This window comes from Bacillus sp. ISL-41 (assembly GCF_018613235.1).
In the GTDB taxonomy this organism is placed as follows: Bacteria; Bacillota; Bacilli; order Bacillales; family Cytobacillaceae; genus Mesobacillus.
Genome location: NZ_JAGGQP010000016.1, coordinates 47,598 through 68,577, shown reverse-complemented (window position 1 = coordinate 68,577; position 20,980 = coordinate 47,598). Strand labels below are relative to the sequence as shown.

20 protein-coding genes are annotated in these 20,980 nt (G+C 41.8%); 15 read left to right on the top strand and 5 right to left on the bottom strand.

Annotated elements, in window-relative coordinates; translation table 11 throughout:
- The first annotated feature begins 15 nt into the window (after nt 1-15).
- The 9 genes from panD to J7I80_RS07255 all read left to right on the top strand — a co-directional run bounded on the left by panD (nt 16) and on the right by J7I80_RS07255 (nt 8,884).
- Complete coding sequence (gene panD, locus J7I80_RS07295) at nt 16-402, top strand: aspartate 1-decarboxylase (protein ID WP_192470408.1); 387 nt, start codon at nt 16-18, stop codon at nt 400-402.
- A 392-nt stretch (nt 403-794) separates the two neighbouring features.
- A complete protein-coding gene (dinG, locus tag J7I80_RS07290; protein ID WP_214737074.1) occupies nt 795-3,590 on the top strand; it encodes an ATP-dependent DNA helicase DinG in 2,796 nt (931 codons plus the stop codon).
- Between the two features lie 102 nt (nt 3,591-3,692).
- Nucleotides 3,693-4,523: a ComEC/Rec2 family competence protein gene (locus tag J7I80_RS07285; RefSeq protein WP_214737072.1), complete on the top strand. Its 831-nt coding sequence runs from the start codon at nt 3,693-3,695 to the stop codon at nt 4,521-4,523.
- Between the two features lie 282 nt (nt 4,524-4,805).
- Nucleotides 4,806-4,976 carry a YpmA family protein gene (locus tag J7I80_RS07280; protein WP_192470412.1) on the top strand — a complete coding sequence of 57 codons (171 nt, stop codon included), beginning with the start codon at nt 4,806-4,808 and terminating at the stop codon, nt 4,974-4,976.
- A 70-nt stretch (nt 4,977-5,046) separates the two neighbouring features.
- Nucleotides 5,047-5,532, top strand: a complete 486-nt coding sequence (locus tag J7I80_RS07275) for a cell wall elongation regulator TseB-like domain-containing protein (RefSeq protein WP_192470413.1) — start codon at nt 5,047-5,049, stop codon at nt 5,530-5,532.
- A gap of 69 nt (nt 5,533-5,601) precedes the next feature.
- Nucleotides 5,602-6,783 (top strand): pyridoxal phosphate-dependent aminotransferase, encoded by a 1,182-nt coding sequence (locus J7I80_RS07270; protein WP_214737329.1) that lies wholly within the window; start codon nt 5,602-5,604, stop codon nt 6,781-6,783.
- Nucleotides 6,784-7,055: 272 nt separating this feature from the next.
- On the top strand, nt 7,056-7,763 hold the full coding sequence (locus tag J7I80_RS07265) for a DnaD domain-containing protein (RefSeq protein WP_214737069.1): 708 nt from the start codon (nt 7,056-7,058) through the stop codon (nt 7,761-7,763).
- 93 nt (nt 7,764-7,856) lie between these two features.
- Nucleotides 7,857-8,507 carry an endonuclease III gene (gene nth / locus J7I80_RS07260; protein ID WP_214737067.1) on the top strand — a complete coding sequence of 217 codons (651 nt, stop codon included), beginning with the start codon at nt 7,857-7,859 and terminating at the stop codon, nt 8,505-8,507.
- Nucleotides 8,507-8,884 carry a YpoC family protein gene (locus tag J7I80_RS07255; protein WP_214737065.1) on the top strand — a complete coding sequence of 126 codons (378 nt, stop codon included), beginning with the start codon at nt 8,507-8,509 and terminating at the stop codon, nt 8,882-8,884. Before nth ends, J7I80_RS07255 begins: the two co-directional genes overlap by 1 nt.
- 29 nt (nt 8,885-8,913) lie before the next feature.
- Here J7I80_RS07255 and J7I80_RS07250 read toward each other — a convergent pair whose 3' ends face one another.
- On the bottom strand, nt 8,914-11,478 hold the full coding sequence (locus tag J7I80_RS07250) for a transglycosylase domain-containing protein (protein WP_214737063.1): 2,565 nt from the start codon (nt 11,476-11,478) through the stop codon (nt 8,914-8,916).
- A 31-nt stretch (nt 11,479-11,509) separates the two neighbouring features.
- Nucleotides 11,510-12,127: a Holliday junction resolvase RecU gene (recU, locus tag J7I80_RS07245; protein WP_214737061.1), complete on the bottom strand. Its 618-nt coding sequence runs from the start codon at nt 12,125-12,127 to the stop codon at nt 11,510-11,512.
- 123 nt (nt 12,128-12,250) lie between these two features.
- On the opposite strand from recU, the gene J7I80_RS07240 reads away from it, so the two are divergent.
- The 3 genes from J7I80_RS07240 to J7I80_RS07230 all read left to right on the top strand — a co-directional run bounded on the left by J7I80_RS07240 (nt 12,251) and on the right by J7I80_RS07230 (nt 14,530).
- Complete coding sequence (locus J7I80_RS07240; RefSeq protein ID WP_214737327.1) at nt 12,251-13,237, top strand: DUF2515 domain-containing protein; 987 nt, start codon at nt 12,251-12,253, stop codon at nt 13,235-13,237.
- A 525-nt stretch (nt 13,238-13,762) separates the two neighbouring features.
- Nucleotides 13,763-14,017 carry a hypothetical protein gene (locus J7I80_RS07235; protein ID WP_214737059.1) on the top strand — a complete coding sequence of 85 codons (255 nt, stop codon included), beginning with the start codon at nt 13,763-13,765 and terminating at the stop codon, nt 14,015-14,017.
- 129 nt (nt 14,018-14,146) lie between these two features.
- Nucleotides 14,147-14,530, top strand: coding sequence for a YppE family protein (locus J7I80_RS07230; RefSeq protein WP_214737057.1), 384 nt, complete (start codon nt 14,147-14,149; stop codon nt 14,528-14,530).
- 41 nt (nt 14,531-14,571) lie between these two features.
- Here the strand turns inward: J7I80_RS07230 and J7I80_RS07225 are convergent, their stop codons facing one another.
- Entirely contained in the window at nt 14,572-14,769 is a 198-nt protein-coding gene (locus J7I80_RS07225; RefSeq protein WP_214737055.1) for a YppF family protein, read from the bottom strand.
- Between the two features lie 191 nt (nt 14,770-14,960).
- Here J7I80_RS07225 and J7I80_RS07220 point away from each other — a divergent pair, with 191 nt between their 5' ends.
- Nucleotides 14,961-15,536, top strand: a complete 576-nt coding sequence (locus J7I80_RS07220) for a YppG family protein (protein WP_214737053.1) — start codon at nt 14,961-14,963, stop codon at nt 15,534-15,536.
- A 163-nt stretch (nt 15,537-15,699) separates the two neighbouring features.
- Here J7I80_RS07220 and J7I80_RS07215 read toward each other — a convergent pair whose 3' ends face one another.
- Entirely contained in the window at nt 15,700-16,176 is a 477-nt protein-coding gene (locus J7I80_RS07215) for an Hsp20/alpha crystallin family protein (protein ID WP_214737051.1), read from the bottom strand.
- A 223-nt stretch (nt 16,177-16,399) separates the two neighbouring features.
- Here J7I80_RS07215 and hcp point away from each other — a divergent pair, with 223 nt between their 5' ends.
- Nucleotides 16,400-17,701 carry a hydroxylamine reductase gene (gene hcp, locus J7I80_RS07210; RefSeq protein WP_214737049.1) on the top strand — a complete coding sequence of 434 codons (1,302 nt, stop codon included), beginning with the start codon at nt 16,400-16,402 and terminating at the stop codon, nt 17,699-17,701.
- Nucleotides 17,702-17,792: 91 nt separating this feature from the next.
- Here the strand turns inward: hcp and J7I80_RS07205 are convergent, their stop codons facing one another.
- The gene (locus J7I80_RS07205; protein ID WP_214737047.1) at nt 17,793-18,485 is read right to left on the bottom strand and encodes a Crp/Fnr family transcriptional regulator; all 693 of its coding nucleotides are present in this window, start codon (nt 18,483-18,485) and stop codon (nt 17,793-17,795) included.
- Nucleotides 18,486-18,692: 207 nt separating this feature from the next.
- Here J7I80_RS07205 and J7I80_RS07200 point away from each other — a divergent pair, with 207 nt between their 5' ends.
- A complete protein-coding gene (locus tag J7I80_RS07200; RefSeq protein WP_214737045.1) occupies nt 18,693-20,969 on the top strand; it encodes a DEAD/DEAH box helicase in 2,277 nt (758 codons plus the stop codon).
- The last annotated feature ends 11 nt before the right edge of the window (nt 20,970-20,980 follow it).

The window sequence follows — 20,980 nt, the reverse complement described above, 5'->3', positions numbered from 1 at the left end:
GGGGGATTATATTCCATGTTCCGCACCATGATGAATGCTAAAATACATCGAGCAAGAGTAACTGAAGCAAATCTGAACTATGTAGGCAGCATCACCATCGACAGCGACATTTTGGACGCAGTCGGTATGGTTGCCAATGAAAAGGTTCAAATTGTCAATAATAATAATGGCGCTCGCTTTGAAACATATATTATTCCTGGGGAAAGAGGGAGCGGCGTAGTGTGCCTGAATGGAGCAGCAGCACGTCTGGTTCACGAGGGTGACGTTGTGATCATCATTTCCTACGCGCTTGTTGCGGAAGAAAAGGTTCCGTCACATCAGCCAAAAGTAGCGTTGATGGATGAGAATAACCGTATAGTAGAAATGCTTCACGCTGAACCTGAGAAAACGGTATTCCTATAAAACAAGAAAACTCCCGTATCATCGGGAGTTTTTTCATACCGTTACTCTGTATACTCTTGCGATACGGTATAGGACTTGGATAAAGTTCTTCCGGGTCAAAATATGAGAAAGAATCACATACAGAAGAATGACTGGATATTTGCCTGGTATGGCTAAAAGAATAATCCAATTGCATTAATAATGGTCATAATAGGAATAAGACTGTTACATAGGGATTTTTGAAGGTGGAATGTACCATATCCCAATAAAGGCTATTGGAAATGGAAAGTCCAGAAGAAAAAAGTGTCTCAATGGAGAATGTTAGAATAGCGTCAAAGGTATTGTCTCGCTTTCACTTTCATATTTTTTGTGATACGGTTTTGTTTGACTGAATGTTAGAGGTGTATTGAAGAATGAGCCAAAAATTTGTGGTTGTAGATTTAGAAACAACGGGCAATTCCCCGAAAAAGGGTGACCGTATTATACAATTTGGAGCCGTAATCATTGAGGATGGGATGATTACTGGCCGATTCTCCTCGCTTGTTAATCCATTGCAGGCTATTCCTGCTTTCATTGAGGAGTTGACCGGAATTTCAGATTCAATGGTGAAGGATGCTCCATTATTTGAGGAAATCGCTCCACAGATCTCTGATATGCTTGAAGATGCGTATTTTGTCGCTCATAATGTTTTATTTGATCTTTCGTTTTTACAAGAAGAATTATTAAGCTCAGGCCAGGAAGGTTTTTATGGCCCGGTTATAGATACAGTGGAAATGGCAAGAATTCTTTATCCGTCTGCAGATAGTTATAAATTGACAGATTTGGCCGCAAGGGAGGAATTGCACCATGACCGTCCTCACCAGGCTGATAGTGATGCCCAAGTGACGGCAGAGCTGCTGATGATCATGCTGGATGCTGTAAAAGCCTTGCCTCTTGTTACAGTCAAGGAGCTTGCAAAGCTTTCTGAGGGACTAAAAAGCGACCTTCACTTGATTTTTGATGATGTACTGAATAGGAAGGAGCGCAGCCTGGAAGTCTTACCTGACCATATCGAGGTGTACCGGGGGATAGCTTTGAAAAGGGTAGCGGTAGTAAGAAACGCTAACCAAAGTGTAATTAAGTATCCTGAAGCAGCGGAGGAAAAGAAGGCACTCCTCCAAAAAGCTTTTACTGGCTATGAGATCAGGCATGGACAGTTCGAGATGATGGACTGCGTGAGTGAAGCTTTCTCTAAGAATGGCCATGCTTTGATTGAAGCAGGAACAGGAGTAGGTAAGTCTCTTGGTTATTTGATCCCAGCGGCAATATTTGCTTTGGAAAGCAATAAACCAGTTGTAGTCAGTACTTACACGACACAGCTTCAGGAGCAGCTCCTGTTCAATGACGTTCCGAAACTCGCTCAGATACTGGGAAAATCCATAAATGCAACGCTGATTAAAGGCAGGAACAACTATATCAGCATGGCCCGGTTTGAGCAATCCCTAAGGGAAGTTGAGGAGAACTATGATACAGCCCTTACTAAAATGCAAATCCTTGTATGGCTTACGCAAACAGAAACTGGAGATTTTGATGAACTCAACTTATCAAGCGGCGGCATGCTCTTCTGGGGCAAAGTGAAAAATGAACGTGCTTTATTCCTCAAGACAAAGCACTGGGAAGGGCATGACTTTTATCAAAGGGCGGTTGAAAAAGCACAGCATGCGGATATTCTGATCACCAACCACTCTATGCTTCTTGCGGACCTTGTTTCTGAAAAAGGTCCATTACCGAGTTATGATTATGTCATACTCGATGAAGGTCACCAGTTCGAAAAAGCGGCAGGAAAATACTTTGGGAAATCACTGGACTATCTCGCTGTCAGGCTAGTACTTAATCAGCTTGGGTTATATGACCAAAACCAGCTGTTCTATAAATTGGAGACACTGCTGAACCATAATAACGGAGATACTGATTCCGGCAGACTTCATTCGTTTGAAATCAATCAGTTGATTTCCGACCTGGTATATGAAACAGAAGAACTTTTCAAGCTTGCGGGTAGCTATGCAAGAAAAACGCTGAAGAATAAAACTCTAGGCAGCAAAATTCATGCAAGCATGGTTCCGGACAGGGGTAATCGTATATGGAGTGCATTGAAGACAACCGCTGAAAGGTTTTATTTTCACTTAAAGGATTTAATTGCTGCTCTGGACAAAAGGCTGGTTGAGGCTGGGAAAAGCTCTAAGCAATATTCAGGTGTGCAGCAATCCATTCTTGAAGAAGTTGTACAAGTTAAAGAAGACTTGGAACAAATTTGCAATACCGCCAGGACTCTTTTTATAGATGATAGCGGCTATGTTAGATGGATCGAGGCAGATATGAGGGCTTTGCAAAATTCAACGACCATTTTTTCACGCCCAGTTTATGTATCTGATTATTTGGCAGAACAATTTTTCGCGAAAAAAAGAAGTGTAGTTGTTACCTCTGCAACCCTGTCTGTTAATAATTCCTTTGGTTTTATCAAAAAGGAATTGGGAATCCGGAATACGCTTATGGAAAAGCAAATACCATCGCCATTTTCATATGGTTCGCAGGTAAAGCTTGTTGTTCCTGACGATTTGCCGGATATAAAGTCTGTTTCCAATGATGATTATGTTGCAGCTATTACGGAACATATCATATCGATTGCAGAAGCAACTAAAGGCCGGATGCTGATTTTATTTACCTCCCATGAGATGCTGAAAAAGGCTTATGAATTAATCAAGGAAAGCGGCCTCCTGGAAGAATATATCTTGATTGCCCAGGGTATTACTGCAGGCAGCAGGACAAGACTGACCAGGAATTTCAAGCGGTTTGAGAAAGCGATTTTATTTGGGACCAGCAGTTTCTGGGAGGGTGTCGATATTCCGGGTGAGGATCTGTCGTGCTTAATCATTGTGAGGCTTCCATTTACACCCCCTGATGAACCAATTACAGCAGCGAAATGTTCCTTAATCAAGGAAAATGGGGGCAGTCCTTTTTCAGAACTATCCTTGCCTGAAGCCGTCCTGAGATTTAAACAAGGATTCGGAAGGCTGATCCGTACTTCAAACGATAGAGGTTTGATTTTTGTCTTCGACCGAAGGCTTGTTACTACTTCTTATGGAAAAGCCTTTTTACATTCGGTGCCTGACGTTCCAGTTGAAAAAGGGACTATAACAGAAATAGTCGAGATGATTCAAGATTGGCTGTAGGTCCGCTGTTGCCTATGTGAAAAAAAGCCTTTTTTAAAAAAGCTTTTTATAATTTCAGCTAAATGACGCACTCTAAAGCTAGAAGTAATTGGAGGAGTGTACATGAAGCTGATATTGGCAATCCTGGCATTTATGAATTGGTACTATTTCCCGTATGAATCTCCTTCTTCTCCCGTAGAGGTTGAAGGCGTGGATGTCAACCTGAAAAGAAACGAATTGGCCTTTACTTTTTTAGCGATCAGCGATGGAGAGGCTGCGCTAATCCAGCATGCCAATGGCGATAATATACTGGTCAACACGGGTGGAAAAGGTACTTTAAAAGAGCTTGAAAGGCTGCTCACTCTTTTTCATGTTAAGGATTTATCGACGATTATTTTGACTGCGAATACAGGGCAGGAAAACCTCGGGCAAATTATCGAGAAATATAATGTTCGCCGGATATTTACTGGGAAAGCTGGTAATCAGGTTCTTACAGAAGTTTCAACTCCGGCCGATGTGAAGGTTCAAAGCTGGAAGCAAGGTGATTTGTTAAAACTAATGCCAGGGCTGACTGCTGAGGTCATTTTTGATGGAAGTGAAGAGAATGAAGGGACGGATATTTCTTTTCAATTTTTCCATCATCAGATTTTTTACATTAGTTCAGCGAGTCATAACTCTGAACAAGCTTTTCTTGCCGAACCATTGAAGAATGTCAATATAGTGAAATTGCCTTTTTTTGCTGCAAAAGATTCTTTTTCAGATTTGCTGATTGAGCATTTAGATCCCCAACTTGCAGTAATTTTCAAATCCAATTCGATTAAACCCGACCCGGATTTAGTGGAGATGCTGAATGAAGCCTGGATTGATGTTTATTACACAAAGCAGCATGGTACAGTTACAATTAAGCTTACCGATTCAACCTATGATGTCATAACGATATTGAGCGAAGAATAAAAGCTGAACCTTTTGCTGCAAATATAACTTCTGAAATGATCAAAATGGCTAAAGAAAAACTGCGCATAAACTGCGCAGCCATTTTAGTTTTGTAAGAAGTAAAATAACACTTTGTGAATTGTCGCCTTTCTGTGTTTGGACTAGAAAAGTTTTTTGTATGGAAGTAATACTCTTACCAGTGAGGGCTATCTCCTGATATAATGAGTGGTGTTAATTCTATTGTTGCCAGTTGAAAGCACATATATAAATGACAATAATTGTGTGAAAGGAGAGGGAACAGACATGGAAAGCAAAATTGAAGTGGTCTCTACCGTGAAAGTCCAGAATAGTCCTGATTTATATAAAATTGTAGATGCCCTGAACAGGACATTGAAGCGTGATGACCTTATGTTCGGCCTTGCACTGGATCAGGATGATAAAGAAAAAGCAGTTTTCACCATTTACCGAACATGATACAAAGATAATAGTGCATGAACTGCTGTTTTGTTAAGCAGAAAAGAGCATACATAAAGTGGGGATACATGTGAAGAAATGGATATTTTTCAGCATTCTCATTATTGTTACTATAACGGGGATTCTGATCAATGTTTACTTAAACGCTGTTGAGCCAGTCAAGGCTGCAGAAAAAGAGGCTGTACAAATTGCGTCAAAAGAAACAAATCTTACCGATTTCACAAACTTCAGTTTGTACAGCGGAGAAGAGACTTATTATGTGATGACCGGAAAAAATGCCAAAGAAGAAGCTGTTTATGTATGGATCAATGAAAAAAACAGCGAAGTTATCACGAGAAATGCCAAAAATGGTATCACGAAAAAAGAGGCTTTAAATAAACTATATCAGGAAAAAAATCCGAATGAAATCATTGAAGTAAGGCTCGGCATGGCCAGAATACAAAAGACGGACAGGCCGGCATGGGAAATTTTTTACCGAAACAACAGCGACACAATCAATTATTATTATGTCGATTTTGATACGGGTGAAAAACTCAGGGCTATTGATAATTTGTAAGTCCTGTGGAAAATTTTGAGGTTTACAGGACGTCATACATGTAAAAAAATAGGAGGTAAAGGGATGGAGATCCAGTTAGCCAGCAGAGTGGGAGCGCTCACTCCTTCTTCAACTTTGGCAATTACCGCAAAAGCAAAAGAATTGAAAGCTCAAGGGAAAGACGTGATTGGTCTCGGAGCAGGAGAACCAGACTTCAACACGCCGCAGCATATTATCGATGCTGCTGTAAAGTCAATGAATGAGGGCTTCACAAAGTACACACCATCTGGAGGTCTTCCAGATTTGAAAAAGGAAATCGCAGCTAAGTTAAAAGAAGATCAAGGTCTTGACTATCAGCTGAATGAAATCATTGTGACAAGTGGAGCTAAGCATGGTTTATACACACTCTTTCAGGTTCTTCTCAATGAGGGAGATGAGGTCATCATTCCGATCCCATACTGGGTCAGTTATCCAGAGCAGGTCAAGCTTGCGGGTGGGAATCCGGTTTACGTCGAGGGACTGGAGCAGAACAAATTCAAGATCACTCCGGATCAACTGAAGGAGAAGGTGACAGAAAAGACGAAAGCAGTCATCATCAATTCTCCGAGCAACCCTACCGGGATGGTTTATTCTCAAGAGGAATTGCAGGCTCTTGGAGAAGTCTGCCTGGAAAAGGGCATTCTGATCATTTCGGATGAAATCTATGAAAAATTAATTTATGGAGATGCTGAACATATCTCGATTGCTCAGCTTTCAGCAGATCTGAAAAAGCAGACCATCATCATTAATGGTGTTTCCAAGTCACATTCAATGACAGGCTGGAGAATCGGCTACGCTGCCGGGGACAGCAGAATCATCAATGCAATGACCGACCTGGCAAGCCACAGCACGTCAAACCCGACTACTCCGGCACAGTATGCAACCATAGCTGCATATGCAGGAGAGCAGGATGCCGTGGAAAGGATGCGTTCAGCGTTTGAAGATAGGCTTGAAATCATTCATGGAAAGCTGAACGACATTCCAGGAATCAGCTGCATTAAGCCCCAGGGAGCGTTTTACCTGTTCCCGAATGCAAAAGAAGCAGCACTGATGTCAGGCTGCAAGGATGTAGATGAGTTTGCAGAAGTGTTGCTTACAGAAGCAAATGTTGCGGTTGTCCCTGGCTCTGGCTTTGGAGCACCTGACTATATGCGACTATCATATGCAACCTCCCTTGACCAGCTGGAGGAAGCGGTCAGCAGGATCCATAAATTCATTCAAAGCCGAGTTTAAATCAGGAGCGTGGATCAGTCGGGGAAGAATATTTATGTGAATTGATTTTATTCCCATTTGCTGAACTTATCCATAATAATCCTTGTTTCAAAATGTTTTAAAAAACAAAAGGCCCGTATATTGTGCGGGCCTTGATCTATTTTAGTATCCTTTTTCTTGTCTGGCATAGCTTTCCTATTCGCTATTTTTCGACTAATTTCCCTTTTTAATCTTTTTCTATTTTATTACCAGCCGGGCTTGTTCATGCTATACTATGAAAAGAGGTGTCCGGAATGAAAAAAGCAGATTTGTTAGATTGGCTGAAAGAGGGGAATGTTACCATTCCTGCTGTATTGCTTACGCAGTATAAAGAAATGAGATTGAACGAACAAGAATTGGCACTACTACTTCATGTATTCTATTTTTCTGAAAAAGGAAATGAATTTCCTACGCCTACGGAACTTGCAGCCCGCATGACGATATCGGCTTTCGAATGTACTGATTTGCTCCGAGCACTGATTCAAAGAGGGTTTATATCGATAAGTGACGGGAATTCCACGGACGGAATCAGATATGAAAAATATTCACTGGAACCGCTATGGGAAAAGCTGTTCGATCAGTTTATGCTCAAGCGGAAACAGGAAAAAGAGATTCTGGACCAAAAGGAAGAGACTGATTTATATACAACGTTTGAAAGGGAATTCGGCCGGCCGTTATCACCATTTGAATGTGAGTCACTGGCAATGTGGATGGATGATGATCACCATGATCCGATCATCATTAAAGCTGCGTTAAGAGAAGCTGTCATCTCTGGAAAATTGAATTTTCGGTACATAGACCGGATTCTTTTTGAATGGAAGAAGAATGGAATTAAGACAATTGAACAAGCAAAGAGTTATGGAAGGAAATTCAGGCAGCATCAGAATGCGCAAAAGACAGGGAAGGAAGAACCAAAAGTTTCTGCGAATCCTGTTCCGTTTTATAACTGGCTTGAACAGTAATTGTAACGAGAGAATTCATCCATTCTCTCTTTTTTTAATTTGAATGGGATATTTAAATTTCTGAAGGCCAAATTTAGAAAAGTGGTGATATACATGCTTAATAAACAACAGATAAGGTTTTGCCTGGATGAGATGGGGCGGATGTTTCCTCATGCACACTGTGAACTGGTTCACTCGAATCCCTTTGAGCTGGTGATTGCTGTCGCCCTCTCTGCGCAGTGCACTGATGCACTTGTGAACAAGGTGACAAAAAACTTATTCCAAAAATACAAAACTCCTGAGGATTTTTTGAGTGTTTCATTGGAAGAACTTCAGCAGGACATCCGCTCAATTGGATTATATCGAAATAAAGCGAAGAATATCCAGAAGCTGTGCAGGATGATTATAGATGAGTATGGCGGAGAAGTGCCGCAGGACAGGGATGAATTGACTAATCTTCCTGGTGTTGGGCGTAAAACAGCAAACGTTGTTGTTTCGGTAGCATTCGGAGTACCTGCCATTGCAGTTGATACACATGTAGAGCGGGTGAGCAAGCGTCTGGCGTTTTGCCGCTGGAAGGATTCTGTTCTTGAGGTGGAAAAGACACTGATGAAAAAGGTTCCTGAGGAAGAGTGGTCGATTACGCATCACAGGATGATCTTTTTTGGACGGTACCATTGTAAAGCGCAAAACCCCAAGTGTGAAACATGTCCTTTGCTGCAGTTATGCAGAGAGGGCAAGAAAAGGATGAGAGCAAAAGCGTAATGGATAGAATAGATACTTTCTCTAAAGATCGTGACAAAGCAGTGGAGAGACTGCTCAGTGAGTGGAAACAGTGTAAGGACGAGTTGGCCGCTCACTTCAGGAACAGGGATAGCGATGGGGCAGAGCCCTTGATGCAGAGGGCGATCCTGTTATTTGAACAATTTCTTTTTCTTTCAAACGGCCTGAATCAGGATATGCATTCGATTAAAGTCTGTAAAATCAAACCGGTGAATACAGAAGAAAGACTTGATTTTATTGTTTCTAGACCAAAACTTTTTCATTCTTATAAACAGCTTGCTGAGCTGTTCGCTGAACAGGAAAAGCAGTTTGCTAAGCAATTAGTATTAAATAAATCCAAAAACAAACGTCCTGACTGAGTCAGGACGTTTGTTTATTTTAGTAAGGCTTATGGTCCAGTGGGATTATTCTCATCCCCACCGTCATCATTATTTTCATCACCATCACCATCACCAGTGCCATCACCAGTGCCTGTGCCATCACCAGTGCCTGTGCCATCACCATCACCAGTGCCGTTGCCGTTTCCATTACCATTTCCGTTCCCATTTTCATTTCCTTCTTCATTCTCGCCATCTTCAGGTTCTGGGAGGAGTGGTTCTGGAACTTCGACTTTCAGGGTGGCTGGGTCAGATCGCTGTTCGCCATGTATCGCTGTGACTTTGAATGAATAGATTCCGCCTGGAACTGCATTGGCAATTTTCAAGCCTGTCTCAGCTGTCGTGGTCAGTGTTTGCTCAGGACCTTCATCGAGGGATGCGGTAACCTCAAATTGAATATCCTCTTTATTCTCCTGATTGAATTCCCAAGTCAGGAGGATTTCATTTTTGATTTCATCGTATTTTGCTTCAAGCTTTGATGGAGTTTCAAGCTTTTCAAACTTCTTGGAAGTTTCCTTAGGAACATTTCCTTTTACAGCCCACTCATAAAGGATCTGGTCCTTTGGAGTATATTCACTGGCAAGCTTTGCAGGCATTGTGCCTTTTTCGACTTTAACTCTTTCGACACTCTTTGGTACGGTGAAATCTGGAGTATCTACATCTTTAGACACATATGTCATAAGATTCTTGAAAAGAGTCTGGGATATTTTTTGTTCTTTACCATACAGTGCCGTCTTCCTGTCACTATAACCGGTCCAGACGGATGCTGTATACCTTGTTGTATAGCCTACAAACCAGGAGTCAGGAACACCACCATTTTGAATTCCCCAGTCTTTTATTTCATCTGGCGTGTAATTCGTGGTTCCTGTTTTTCCGGCAACATGAAGGTTTGAAATATTTGCGTAAGCTGCACCGGTTCCTTGTTTAATTGCCGTTTTCAACATATCGGAAATCATGAAGGCAGTGTAATCTTTCATGACGACTTCAGTTTCAGGAGTCAGATCAATTTCTGTCTTGTCACGGAGTACAACCTTTTTGACAGAATATGGCTCCGTAAAGAAACCATTGTTTCCAAATGCTGCATACGCACCAGCCATTTCAATTGGCGCTATTTCTTTGGCACCAATCGACGCTGATTCGTAAAAAGGATCATCTAGTGTTAAACCAAGATTGGTCCCAAACTCTCTGGCCTTCTCAAGACCTACAGCCTGGAAGGCTTGCAGGGCAGGGATATTGATCGATTTTGCCAGAGCCATTCTCATGGTCATGACTCCGTTATACTTGTCGTTCCAGTTACCAATCGGTTCACCGTTTGAATAGGTCATAGGCTTATCTTCAAGCATATGATAGGTGCCCCAGCGCAGATGCTCAATCGCAGGTCCATAGTCAAGAATTGGCTTGATGGTCGATCCTGGCTGTCTTGTTACATCAATCGCATAATTCAGTCCACGTTTTACCTGCTGTTTTCGACCGCCGCCTATCGCGCGTATTTCACCGGTTTTCGTATCCAGAAGGGTGATGCCAGCCTGCATTTCGTCATTAGGGAATTGTACAGCGGCATCTGTATTTAGGATATTTTCCACATGTTTCTGTGCATTTTGATCCAGGGTTGTATAAATTTCAAGTCCATCGGAAAAGATATCAAAATCAGTTTTTTCGGTAACCTCTTCGATCACCATGTCAACAAAGGCATCGAAGGGTTCTTCATTCTTATTCTTCCTGTTTTCTTCCTTAACGAGGCTGGATTCAACTGGAATCTTCTGTGCGTTTTCTTTCGCTTCCTGTGAAATGAAGCCATGCTGATGCATCAACATTAATACAGTGTTCCTTCGCTGCTCCGCTTTTTCAGGGTTCGTAAAAGGATTGTAATTATTAGGGCTCTGAGGCATACCTGCAAGCAGGGCGGCTTCATGAAGCTCAAGTTCACTTAAATCATCTTTGCCAAAGTATGTCTTTGAAGCAGTCAGGACACCGTGCATATTTTCTGACATATAAATTTTATTTACATACATTTCAAAGATTTGTTCTTTTGTATATTTCTGTTCCAGCTGGTATGCAAGCCATGCTTCCTGTGCCTTCCTTGAAATTGTTTTTTCAAAGCCGAGGAAGTAGTTTTTCACGACCTGTTGAGTGATGGTAGAAGCACCTTCGGAACCAAAGCCTTCAGTTATATTTGCTATAACAGCTCCTCCAAGGCGGATGACGTCTATACCATTATGTTTATAGAATCTGACGTCCTCTGTCGCTAAAAAGGCATTTTCCACTAGTTTTGGTATATCTTCATAGGCAACATAATCCCTGTTCTGCGAGCCTACTTCTGTTACAAGCTCTTTGTCTTTATCATAAATTTTGGAAGATATAGGGTCTTTGAGCAAGCTTTCATCAAGTTTTGGCGTATCCTGTATCATGAATGCAAAGGTGGCGATTCCAGTCAGCATGCCAATGATCCCTAGGGCGATCAGCGTCAGGAAAATTTTCTTGAACATTCCTTTATTCGCTTTCTTTCCTTTAGGTTTCTTATTCTTGGCTGCCTGCTGTCTTCGTCGCTCCTCTCTAGTTAGAGGTTTTTGTGCCATATATAGTTCATTCCTTTCTCGCAATAAAAAACTAACTAAGTTTATAAAGATAATCGATAACCTTTATATAGTCAATCCTTGGATGAAGGCCAAGGGGGATCTGATGGCCCAATTTCATGACCTCTTCCTTTGTGATTGACTTCCTGCCGCCTGTTATCATTCGTTCCCAAAAATTAAGTAAATGGCTGGCTTCGAGCAGGTAGATTTCTTCTTCGGTGGAGAAGCGGAGAATCACAAAACAAATGCCTTGCTGCTCAAGTACGGCTTTCATATGGACGATCTGGTGTTCATGAAAGTTTTTCAAAGGAAAAGATGTTGAAAACTTTGTCTCTTTCGCTTCAAAATCAATGTACCTACCTTTGTAAACCCCATTATAGTCTGTAGTAGAAGCTTGTTTAAAGTATGCCTCTTTTATAACTGCTGCACTCCTGCGCGGATAATCCACATTAACGATTTGAACGGGTGTTGGTTTTTTATGGATTACCGCTATACCCCGGTCAAGATAGTAGGAGTTCGTTTCATTCAGGTCCTCCTCCAATGTCATACCTCTATTACTGTAGGCTGCGTTTTTTTGCACCCGGACTTTCTTTGCCCGCTCATTACTTGTGTTTGGAGTATATTTCTTCCCATTTGGATAATTGAATATCAAGCTGACCACCTCGCAGACTACTCTATATCATACCAAATATCAACGGACTTTGGTTGAATAAAAAGCCTCATTTCAATTCACCCTATAAAGAACCTATTGAAAAGGAAGAGAAAAGGTGTGTCAATAACCCAAAATCCTCAATTTCAACAACTGACTGACCACGAAGCCGAAGTTCTGCAAAAAATCAGGCAGGAAACACATGGCAAGAATTTGGACAATATCTCAAGAACAAGAGCATATCTGGATTTCTATCTGGACTATCCAGAAATGATCTGGTCGTTCCTGGCCAGCATGGTGTCAAGAAATGGCGGATATAATATGTGCGACCTGGAGGGAGACTGGTTCCCGAAGTTTCTGGATCCTCCAATCCGCCAGCGTTTGTTCCTCACATATGAAAGGGCGAATTGGCTAATCTTTCGCGATGCCTATTCTCAGCTCCTTTTATACTCTTATTCGACGAAAAAAAGCTCACCAATGTTTCACCTGCTGAAATTCCTGGATGTTTCGTCTTTTATGGAAAAGGAATGGCAGATGTTTTGGGAGCAGGGAGATAAGAAGAGGTTATTGACGGCTTTGATCATTAATGAACAAAATGTAATTCATAATCCTGTTATTAAACATCCAGTATATAAAAAACGGGTATTTAATACCTTGATGTTTTCCTTCGAAGACTATTTGCATTTCAGCACAGTCCTTTTTCCGACGTGCGAGGGAGAACTTTACGGGGCAAGTGTGAATGGATTCAAATCTGTCAGCAAAAGGATTAACCTTGGAAAGCGGCTTGCATCAATATTGTTTGACAACCGCTACTATCCTTTATTTTTGGAATTTGCGATGCATACGGAACATACTGCTTCAAGGCATGATTATGAACAGTACTTTCCTAGTAATAAAAAAAGAGACACTCCGTTCCTTCGGAGTACATATCCAATTATTCAGCATCATTTTCACGAGCAAGGTGACTGGTATAAAGAGAGGGGATATCACAAAAAATGGTTCAGCCAGGAACTCAATCACAGACATCCTGCCCACTTGACCGGTTGGTACAAAAAAAAACAAAAACAATTACATGCTTTGATTTCGCTGAAGGAGTTATTCACACCGGAATGAACCAAACAAAAAAGCAAGGGAGCTCCTTGCTTTTTTGTTTCTTAATCTAATGCCCCGCCAGTTTTCATTCCCAAGTCGGCATCCTTGAGTACCTTGTGAAAAATCAATCACTTTGTGCAGCTCGAATCGCTTGCTGGGGCTGAGCGAGTGGCTTGCGTTTTGCGTCATTCTGCTGGACGGTTAGGTCCTTCTAATTTTTTGTCGCCATATCCTGTTTTCTTCTCAGCGGTTTTACCAGGCTGCTGTGCAGTTTTCTGTTGTTTTTTATTCATTTGAACACCTCCCGAGATTAGTTTGTTCATTTGCTGGTTTTTCATTCGGTAATTGCATGTCGAAGGCTGGATAGATTGTTGCTGAAAAGCACTTTGTTTGGCGAATTCCTTCTAGTTTTGTCAACGTGGAAGGAGGTTTCAGCCAAAAATAGAATTTACAAGTAAAGTTCCTATATTTCCGTAGATTCTTTGACGTGCAGCGAGTTCGATTCTGCCAGCCCAAAAAGTTACTATAGTAAGGAGAGATGTCCAAATGAGACCAGGAATTGAAAAAGATGAGATTTTAAGGATGTTGAATGACATGGCCCATAGCCTTGAAGTTACAGATATGAACCTGCATGATTTATTGACGGAAACCCGAAAGACAATGTATGGGACACATTCCAGGCATTTAGCAGAAACCAGCTTTCTTTTAGAAAAAATGGAAGGTAAACTGCCACAGCCAATGCCCCCAGCCTTGCATACCAAGCCTGAACAGACATCTTTAAAACTTGAATTGAGTTTTTAATATATAATAGAATAGATTCAACGTTAAGTAGCTTTTTTAAAGAAGGCTACTTTTTTGTATAACTGAAAGATGGCCAACGATTGGATACAATAGCGAAAGTAAAATAGATTCAAGAAAGTGTGATGAAACATGGAATTGGAAAATAACATTCTGACATTGTCCCGGAAATTGCTGGTGAATGTAGATACGGCCCATAGAAGATTTCAACATTCGAAAGAAGAGGGAGTCAGGGGCGACTTTCATTCGGAAGTAAAGCCATTTGCTGATGAGGTAAAAATAGCAGCGGATGCCTGGAGAGAATCTGCCGCCAACTGGGTAAGAACTAACAGACCAAAGAACCTGCATGCTAATCAAATCGAAACAGCGGCTGATTATTTGGAAGTCATCTCGGTGCAGGCCTTTTTTCCTGAAACAAGCAAGAAGAGATTCCTAGATCAAGTACAGTCGGTTGAATTCATTCTAAACAGCATGATCATTGCCATCGAACAAGCTGCTGGTCAGCCAGGCAAATGATAGTAAAGAAGCACCAGTTCTGAACTGGTGCTTCGATCTGTTTAGATGGATATTTCTTTCTGTTCCTCGGGAATGACGGCACCTTGCAACTCCAGCTCACGAACCAGGTTCCGGTAATCTAAAATGGAAATTTCATTATGAATGTACGATTTTTTAGTGAAATCAAGCAATTCATTTACATGTTCCGGAGTATATGCTTTTGTTTCGGCAAATAAATTTTTTAGTTCGTGAACGTTCATTTTTCATCCTCCTCCATCATTTGAAACAATCGTATCATGAAAATACAATTGTCATTTATTTTTCAAAAATTGAAACTTCCGACAACATTTTTCACCATTAGACAAAACCGGAAGCACCTTCCAGCTTTATCACCAACTGGGCGGCCATAACATATAATATCGTAATGAAAACCCGGAGGAGGATGTTCGCCATGTTTGGCCGCAGAAATAAGACGAATGCCAATCATCCACAATGGTGGGAAAATCAATATAATCTAAATCCTAACTTTGTAAACGTGAATAATCAAGGTTTGAACCGGCAGCAGCCATACCCTCAACAATATAACGCTCCATATTGGAATACCGCGCCAGGAAACTGGCCTAACCAATATATACAGCAGGAAAACCTGGTGAACCCATATATGCAGCAGGGTTATCCAATGAATCCATATATGCAGGGTAATGGCTCTTGGAATCAGCCTAATCAAATGGGCGGGAACAAGAATGACTATTCCAAAATGCTTTTCCAGAATCCTCTTGAGCCTGAGGGTGACCCTATTTATGGATACTATAACTCTCAAGCAGATTACCAGAATTTCAATCCATATCCTCAATATGCATTCATGCCAAAGCAGCCATCCGGCCTGCAATCGATCATGAACTCTTTTAAAAGCCAGGATGGTAACCTGGATGTCAACAAAATGGTTGATACTGCAGGACAGATGATGAATGCAGTGACGCAGGTTTCTTCGCTGGTCAAAGGACTTGGCGGGATGTTCAAGGTTTAAGTAAGATGGAGATTTCCTTAATTCCTGAAATAACATGAGGGGAATCGAAAGCTATAGGAACAAAAAAACAAGCAGGCCATTTAATTAGCCTGCTTGTTTTTTGATCGTACACATATGAGAGGGTTTCGTCTGCTATAAGGGTAAAATAAGGATTTTTATCATTTCATTCATCCTGATCTGATAGTATATCAATCTTCTTGCCTTGCTTTTTCACTACCTTGACTTCAAGCAGCCCGTCACGATAGGCAGCGCGGGTCTTTCTTTCATTGACAGGAACAGAAAAGGGAATCGTCCTGCTCAAACGCTGTGTCGAAGCCATGTGCTTCTCTGTTTTGGAGATATCATTGATCTCTGAAGTGACGTCAGTCTGATTGACCAATATGGTAAGGGAGTTATTAATAATATTGATTGATATTTGGTCTCTCTTAACCCCTGGCAATTCCGCTTTCACTATATACTCCTTTTCTGTTTCATGCAGTACCACATTGAAGGGTGAATGTGGGAAAGGCTGTCTGAAAAAATCATCAATGCTTTGCAGTATGCCTTTAACCGGCTTTTCTTGCATCAGTTGATTCATAGATTTAAACCATTGTTCCAGCGCCTCGTGTTTTTTTGGACGGTCAGGGTGGTTGGTTGCCATTGGGAACATCCTCCTCTGCAGGAATTCTTATAATAGGATATGTTGACAGGAATGTCCCTGTTCAATATTGGTGATTTTTTAACCTTGGAAAGGCTTCATCACTTCGCCTTAGATTTTTGAACACTTTGTGAAAAATGCCTTTAGTGTGATTTAGGTCACTTAACTGGATTTTCATCCTCTGTATGCTGAAAAAGTAAATAACGCAGAAGAGGGGAATACACATATGTTTTGTTACCAATGTGAACAAACGCCAACAGGGGGATGTACAGTTGTTGGTGTGTGCGGAAAAGATGAAACGATCGCTAGTCTTCAGGATACAATGATTTTTGCTTTGAAGGGGATTGCAGCATATAGAACACATGCGAATCAGCTTGGTTTCACAGATCCATTTGTTGACGCAACAACCCATGAAGCATTATATATGACATTAACTAACTCAAACTTCAATGTACAAGAACATATCGATATGGCTATGAAGGTTGGCCAATCAGCAGTTCGCGTGATGGAGCTTCTTGATGAAGCGCATACGAGTCGCCTTGGGATCCCTCAGCCGGTAAAGGTCAGCCAGAATAAGATTGAAGGAAAATGCATCGTCGTAACAGGACATAACCTGTTCGCGCTTGAAGAATTATTGAAGCAAACAGAAGGAAAAGGAATCAACATCTATACACACTCCGAGATGCTTCCTGCCCATGGTTATCCGGCATTGAAAAAGTACCCGCATCTTAAGGGGAACATCGGGAAAGCATGGTTCGACCAGCGCCGCCTGTTTGAAAAGTTCCCAGGAGCTATCCTGGCTACGACAAACTGTGTAATGCCAATCAAAGGTTCATATGCAGACCGTATGTTCACTTATGAAGTTACAGGCCTTGAAAATGTAAGAAAAATAGAAAATGATGATTTCACAATGCTAATTGAAAAAGCATTGGAGCTTCCTGAAGCAAATATGGAATCTGAAGAAACATTAGTGACAGGCTTCCACCATGAAACAGTGATCGGCCTAGCGCCAGAGGTTATCGATGCAGTAAAATCCGGGAAGATCAAGCGATTCTTCGTCATTGCAGGCTGTGACGCACCTGGTAAAGGGGGAGAATACTACCGTGAGCTTGCGACATCACTTCCTCCTGAAGCTGTGATCCTGACAACTTCTTGCGGAAAATTCCGTTTCAATGATGTAGATTATGGTGTGGTTCCTGGAACAGACATCCCTAGGTACTTGGATCTTGGACAGTGCAATAACTCTGTATCCACTGTGAAAATCGCTAAGGCACTTGCTGATGCGTTTGAATGTGACGTAAATGAGCTGCCTGTAAGTATCGTCCTTTCTTGGTTCGAGCAAAAAGCTGTAGCGATCCTGCTTGGATTGTTCAGCCTTGGAATTCAGGATATCCGCATTGGGCCTAAGCCGCCAGAATTCATTTCTGATGGAGTGATGGAAGTTCTTCAGGAAACCTTCAACCTGAAGTTGATCACAACCGCACAGGAAGATTTGGAAACAATGATGGGATTAAGCAAAACTGAATAATAAGTAAAACGCCCGGAGCAGAATCCGGGCGTTTTACTATGTTTCTTATATAGTAAAGAAAAGTATTAAAGGGTTTGCGTCTACTAGTAAATTAAACAAGCTCATCCATCAAAACATCAGGGTTCAATACCATGTTCCCGTTTGTATCAGTAGAGATTAGTTCATCTTTTTTCATTTTAGTCAATGTCCTGCTAACTGTTTCTCTGGTTGTTCCAATCATATTGGCGAGGTCTTTGTTTGTGAAATCAGCCTTCAGCAAAACCGTGCCGTCCTCCTGTTTTTCTCCATGAAGTTCTCCCAGCCTGATCAAAAGCTTGATGATCTGTTCATAAGTGTTGTTCAGGATTTGTGCTTCAAGCCTTTCTTGAAGATCAACAATTTTTTCTCCAAGGACCTTGAATACCTTGATACTTAAGTGAGGGTTATCAACTAGGACTTTCTCGAATTGTAAAATCGGAACCACGACAATGCTTGCCTGTTCCAGTACCTCGGAATAACCTGGATAGCCGCCTTTCCGGAAAAAACCGACATGCGGGAACATCTCTCCTTTTTTCAGGATGGCCACAATCTGCTCCCGGCCATTGGCATCACTTTTATAGACTTTCACTTTTCCCTCATTAATAAAATACACATTTTCCAGTGGATCGCCCTGCATGAAAATATGGCTGTTTTTCTTCCACTCTCGGGAAATTGATATATCGACAATCTTATCTAGTTCATTATCATCAAGATCCCTGAACAAAGAAAATTTAGCCAGGACCCTTTTTATCTCATTTTTATTCAAAAAAAACACCTCTATCAGCTGTTTGTCCACTCTATTTTAACAAAAGGCTGATTTAAAAGACATAACAGATTGTTTCGAGGAAGGTCAAATAGAGAATATTAGGGATGGAAAAGTGTGTTTTCCAAAAAATAGCAGTTTGATTTATTGAACTTTTATCTTTTGTAACGAACGTTTATTCGGTAAAATAGGGATAACGAGGTGAACGCTATGAAGGTCCGGAAAAGCATGCAAGAGATTTTGCAAGATCTAAAGGTTAGTGAATCGGTTAAGAAAAACATTGTCCACTGGCATACGATTGAAGAGCGAGAAGCTCAAACGGAAGAGATGCCAGAGGAATTAAGCGGCGTATTAAGAAACGCACTTGAAAGACGCGGAATTTCCCGCCTGTATACACATCAGAAGTCTTCATATGAACAAATCATGAAGGGGCAAAGCATTGTGGCTGTCACGCCGACTGCTTCAGGGAAAACATTGTGTTATAACTTGCCAGTGCTTCAATCAATCATTAATGATCCGAATGCCAGGGCGCTCTATATGTTCCCGACAAAAGCGCTGGCCCAAGACCAGAAGAGTGAAATCAATGAATTGATCCAGGAGGCGGAGCTGGCAATCAATAGTTATACATATGACGGAGACACTCCTTCTAATATCCGCCAGAAGGTCAGGAGAGCAGGGCATATCGTTATAACAAACCCGGACATGCTCCATTCTGCGATCCTTCCGCATCATACAAAATGGGTTTCCCTTTTTGAAAACCTGAAGTATGTCGTCATTGATGAATTACATATTTACAGGGGAGTCTTTGGCAGCCATGTGGCAAATGTCATTAGAAGATTAAAAAGAATCTGCAATTACTATGGAAGCGATCCCGTTTTCATCTGTACTTCCGCGACGATTGCAAATCCACTTGAATTGGCTGAGGGTCTGACTGAAAAGGATATGGTCCTGATTGACAATAATGGGGCTCCTTCAGGAAGGAAGCACTTTTTATTTTATAATCCTCCAGTCGTCAATATTCCGCTGAATGTCCGCAGAAGTGCAACGCTTGAAACCAGGAGGCTCGCAGGTGAGTTCCTGAAAAATAAGATTCAGACCATCGTGTTTGCAAGAAGTAGGGTGAGAGTCGAAATCCTGCTTACTTATCTTCAGGAGCTTGTCAAACACAAGCTCGGTCCAAAGGCAATAAGAGGATACCGGGGCGGCTATCTTCCGACAGAAAGGCGCGAAATTGAAAAAGGCTTGCGTTCGGGTGATATATATGGAGTAGTCAGCACAAACGCACTGGAACTTGGTGTCGATATCGGACAGCTTCAGGTATGTATCATGAACGGATACCCTGGAACGATTGCCAGTGCCTGGCAGCAGGCAGGGCGGGCAGGACGCCGCCACGGTGAATCGGTTGTCATCATGGTGGCGAGCTCCAGCCCGCTGGATCAATACGTTATCCAGCATCCTGATTACTTTTTTACTCGCAGTCCGGAAACGGCGAGAATCAACCCGGACAATTTGATTATCCTGATCGATCACATCAAATGTGCATCCTATGAATTGCCTTTCAAAAAGGGCGACACTTTTGGTGCTGCTGAAATTGAGGAAATACTTGAATATTTGACGGAAGAGCGTATCCTGCACCAGAACGGAGATAAGTGGTTCTGGATGAATGACGCTTTCCCGGCACACAATATCAGCCTGCGTTCAGCATCACAGGAAAATGTCGTGATCATAGACCAGTCAGATGTTGCAAATGTAAGGGTGATTGGCGAAATGGATACTTTTTCAGCGATGACATTGCTGCATGAAGAAGCCATTTATCTCCACCAGGGAATACAATTCCAGGTGGAAAAGCTTGATTGGGAAGAAAAGAAGGCGTTTGTCCGTGAAGTGGATGTCGATTATTTTACCGATGCCAACCTTGCTGTCCAGCTTAGCGTCCTTGAAGAAGATAAAATCAGAGGCAATGAAGAAACAGCAATCGGCTATGGCGATGTCAGTGTCAGAGCAATGGCAACAATTTTCAAGAAGATCCGGTTTGAAACACATGAGAATATTGGCTCAGGACCGATTTTCCTTCCGGAAGAGGAGCTCCATACAAGCTCAGCATGGATATCACTGAACAAAGAGCTGTCGGAGTTCGGCCATGACCGGCTTGAGGAAGGGCTGATTGGGACATCCCAGGCACTAAAACATATCGCCCCATTATTCGTAATGTGCGATCCCTCTGACGTTCATGTAGTCCCGCAGGTCAAAGCGGCTCATAATGAAAAGCCAACTATCTTCTTTTATGACCGCTACCCTGGAGGGATCGGGTTAAGCGAAAAAATATATACCGGAATCGAAGAAATTTTGAACCAAACTAAAAAAATGGTCATGAATTGCCAATGTGCCGACGGGTGCCCATCCTGCATCGGAACGGATACATCATCTATTCATTCAAAAAATGACGTCATAAAATTACTGGATTTATTCCTTAAAGCCGCTGTGTAGGAAAGGAGGGG

Excerpts from the sequence above, each read along its gene's own strand:
- panD (WP_192470408.1), top strand. The coding sequence starts at position 16 with ATGTTCCGCACCATGATGAATGCTAAAATACATCGAGCAAGAGTAACT.
- dinG (WP_214737074.1), top strand. The coding sequence starts at position 795 with ATGAGCCAAAAATTTGTGGTTGTAGATTTAGAAACAACGGGCAATTCC.
- J7I80_RS07285 (WP_214737072.1), top strand. The coding sequence starts at position 3,693 with ATGAAGCTGATATTGGCAATCCTGGCATTTATGAATTGGTACTATTTC.
- J7I80_RS07280 (WP_192470412.1), top strand. The coding sequence starts at position 4,806 with ATGGAAAGCAAAATTGAAGTGGTCTCTACCGTGAAAGTCCAGAATAGT.
- J7I80_RS07265 (WP_214737069.1), top strand. The coding sequence starts at position 7,056 with ATGAAAAAAGCAGATTTGTTAGATTGGCTGAAAGAGGGGAATGTTACC.
- nth (WP_214737067.1), top strand. The coding sequence starts at position 7,857 with ATGCTTAATAAACAACAGATAAGGTTTTGCCTGGATGAGATGGGGCGG.
- J7I80_RS07255 (WP_214737065.1), top strand. The coding sequence starts at position 8,507 with ATGGATAGAATAGATACTTTCTCTAAAGATCGTGACAAAGCAGTGGAG.
- J7I80_RS07250 (WP_214737063.1), bottom strand. The coding sequence starts at position 11,478 with ATGGCACAAAAACCTCTAACTAGAGAGGAGCGACGAAGACAGCAGGCA.
- J7I80_RS07235 (WP_214737059.1), top strand. The coding sequence starts at position 13,763 with ATGAGACCAGGAATTGAAAAAGATGAGATTTTAAGGATGTTGAATGAC.
- J7I80_RS07230 (WP_214737057.1), top strand. The coding sequence starts at position 14,147 with ATGGAATTGGAAAATAACATTCTGACATTGTCCCGGAAATTGCTGGTG.
- J7I80_RS07225 (WP_214737055.1), bottom strand. The coding sequence starts at position 14,769 with ATGAACGTTCACGAACTAAAAAATTTATTTGCCGAAACAAAAGCATAT.
- J7I80_RS07220 (WP_214737053.1), top strand. The coding sequence starts at position 14,961 with ATGTTTGGCCGCAGAAATAAGACGAATGCCAATCATCCACAATGGTGG.
- J7I80_RS07215 (WP_214737051.1), bottom strand. The coding sequence starts at position 16,176 with ATGGCAACCAACCACCCTGACCGTCCAAAAAAACACGAGGCGCTGGAA.
- hcp (WP_214737049.1), top strand. The coding sequence starts at position 16,400 with ATGTTTTGTTACCAATGTGAACAAACGCCAACAGGGGGATGTACAGTT.
- J7I80_RS07200 (WP_214737045.1), top strand. The coding sequence starts at position 18,693 with ATGAAGGTCCGGAAAAGCATGCAAGAGATTTTGCAAGATCTAAAGGTT.